3 protein-coding genes are annotated in these 2,486 nt (G+C 70.9%); 2 read left to right on the top strand and 1 reads right to left on the bottom strand.

Annotation, left to right across the window (positions count from 1 at the left end; genetic code table 11):
• Positions 1 to 26: 26 nt before the first annotated feature.
• Positions 27 to 947, bottom strand: coding sequence for a rhomboid family intramembrane serine protease (locus ACFWBT_RS42600; protein WP_385710099.1), 921 nt, complete (start codon positions 945 to 947; stop codon positions 27 to 29).
• A gap of 171 nt (positions 948 to 1,118) precedes the next feature.
• Here ACFWBT_RS42600 and ACFWBT_RS42605 point away from each other — a divergent pair, with 171 nt between their 5' ends.
• Positions 1,119 to 1,838: a vWA domain-containing protein gene (locus tag ACFWBT_RS42605; protein ID WP_385710102.1), complete on the top strand. Its 720-nt coding sequence runs from the start codon at positions 1,119 to 1,121 to the stop codon at positions 1,836 to 1,838.
• Positions 1,835 to 2,389 carry a HutD family protein gene (locus tag ACFWBT_RS42610; protein WP_385710105.1) on the top strand — a complete coding sequence of 185 codons (555 nt, stop codon included), beginning with the start codon at positions 1,835 to 1,837 and terminating at the stop codon, positions 2,387 to 2,389. Before ACFWBT_RS42605 ends, ACFWBT_RS42610 begins: the two co-directional genes overlap by 4 nt.
• Positions 2,390 to 2,486 lie beyond the last annotated feature (97 nt).

The following is a 2,486-nucleotide window of genomic DNA, read 5'->3' on the forward strand; positions in this document are numbered from 1 at the left end:
GCGCGGCGCCGTTCCGCGGTGCCGGGCTACACGGCGCCGCTCCGCAGTGCCGAGACCTTCAGCACCGCGAGAACGACCAGCAGCGTGAGAAGCCCCACGCACACGGTCGCCTGTATCGGCGCCCGCCGGTGGTCCCGGGGAGCGTAGGCGAAGGCCGCCGTCACGACACCGCCCGCCAGCAGGCCGCCCAGGTGGCCCTGCCAGGACGTGAGCCCCGCCGAGATCAGCAGCCAGATCAGCAGGCCCGCCATGAACCGGTTGACGTTCCCCATGTCCGCGCCGAGCCTGCGGGCCATCACGTAGTACGCGGCACCGAGGCCGAAGATCGCGCCCGACGCGCCGACCGTGGCCTCGTCCGGTGCGATCAGCAGCACGAGGACCGAGCCGCCGAGCGCCGACAGCAGATAGAGGGAGAGGTAGCGGACCCGGCCGAGCTGGGTCTCGACGATCCTGCCGATGTTCCACAGGGCGAACATGTTCATCACGATGTGCGCGATCCCGAACGTGCCCTCGGTCGGCGGCATGTGCAGGAACGCACCGGTCAGCAGCCGGTACCACTCCCCGTCGACGACGCCCTCCGGGTGGTAGTCCGGGGTGTGCGCGGCCTGCCAGAGATAGTGCGCCCCGTCCGTGCCCACCAGGCCGGCGCCGAGCATCTCGAACCGGTCCACGACCGACGAGCGCAGCAGCTCGGCCAGATAGGCCAGCACGTTGAGGCCGATGAGGACGTACGTCACCACGGGCACCGTCGAGATCCGGCCGCCGAAGGCGGTGCGGGCCTGCCGGACGGACTTCGCGCCCTCCTTCACACACTCCACGCACTGGTGGCCGACGGCCGCCTCGCGCATGCAGCCGGGGCATATGTAGCGGTCGCACCTGGTGCAGCGCACATGGGACTCCACCTTGGGATGGCGGTAGCAGGTGGTGACGGCGGACTCGGACTCCACGGCCGGCTCCTCGGAACGCGCGGGCAAGGGAAACAGCGAGCCGGTGGGGACGGCGATGATCAAAATATCCAACCGGCCCGTCGGCTGGGAACGGCAGGGTCCGTGCAGCGGCCGGGCCAACACCGTGACGTAACCTCGGCGTTCCGAACCCTCGCGCGACGGGAGCCCCGCATGGCCGGAATCAGCCTCACCAAGGTCGAGGAGACCGCGCCCGCGCTGGTCGGCCCGTACAAGAGCGCCGGGATCTGTCTCACCAAGCACGGGCTGAGCGGGCAACAGGCCGCCGTGTACCTGGTCGTCGACTACTCGGGGTCGATGAAGCCGTACTACGACGACGGCAGCGTGCAGGCCCTCGCCGACCGGGTGCTCGGTCTGTCCGCCCACCTCGACGACGACGGAACCGTCCCGGTCGTCTTCTTCTCCACGGACGTCGACGCGGTCACCGACATCGCGCTCGACAACCACCGGGGGAGGATCGAACGGATCGCGGCCGGGCTCGGGCACATGGGCAGGACCAGCTATCACCTCGCCATGGACGCCGTCATCGACCACTACCTCGACAGCGGCTCCAAGGCCCCTGCCCTCGTCGTCTTCCAGACCGACGGGGGGCCGATCAACAAGCTCGCCGCCGAACGGTACTTGTGCAAGGCGGCCCGGCTGCCGCTGTTCTGGCAGTTCATAGGGTTCGGTGATCCGGGCAGCCGGCAGTTCGAGTTCCTGCGCAAGCTCGACGAGTTGGCGGTGCCGCAGAAACGGGCCGTCGACAACGCCGGCTTCTTCCACGCCGGTTCGGATCCGCGGAAGGTGAGCGACGAGGAGCTGTACGACCGGCTCGTCGCGGAGTTCCCGCAGTGGCTGGCGGCAGCGCGGGCCCACGGGATCGTCACATGAGCGCACACCTCCTGCCCGCCGCAGGACGGACCGCCGTGCCCTGGAAGAACGGCGGCGGGGTCACCCGGGAGATCGTCGTCCGGCCCGAGGGCGCGGACATGTCCGGCTTCGCCTGGCGGGTGAGCCTCGCCGACGTCGGCGCCGACGGGCCGTTCTCCTCCTTCACCGGGGTGGACCGGATCCTCACCATGGTCGAGGGCGCCGGGATGGACCTGACCGTGGGGCACGATCGCCGGCTCGTCGACACCCCGTACGTGCCCCACCGCTTTCCCGGTGACCTGCCCACCGGGTGCCGGCTGCTCGGGGGGCCGGTCGTGAACCTCAACGTCATGTGGAAACGGGGTGGTTCGCCGGTGCCGGGCGTCGACGTGCTGTTCCCCGAGGACGGGGTGCCCGTTCCGGGCGGGCCGGCCGTGCTGGTCGTCGCGCTCGGCGGCTCCGCGGAGCTCGCGGGGCTGTCCCTCGGGCGCTACGACGCGGCCCTGCTCACGGCGGAGCCCGCCACACTCCGGGGGGCAGGTCCGGTCGCGGTGATCCGCGTCGACCCATAGGCGGGTTTGGTTTCGCCCCCTCCGCCCCTACCCGTCCCGTACCCGGGGGCGCTGCCCCCGGACCCCCCGCTCCTCAAACGCCGGACGGGCTAGGACT

Source organism: Streptomyces sp. NPDC060027, from assembly GCF_042737005.1.
Taxonomy (GTDB): Bacteria; Actinomycetota; Actinomycetes; order Streptomycetales; family Streptomycetaceae; genus Streptomyces.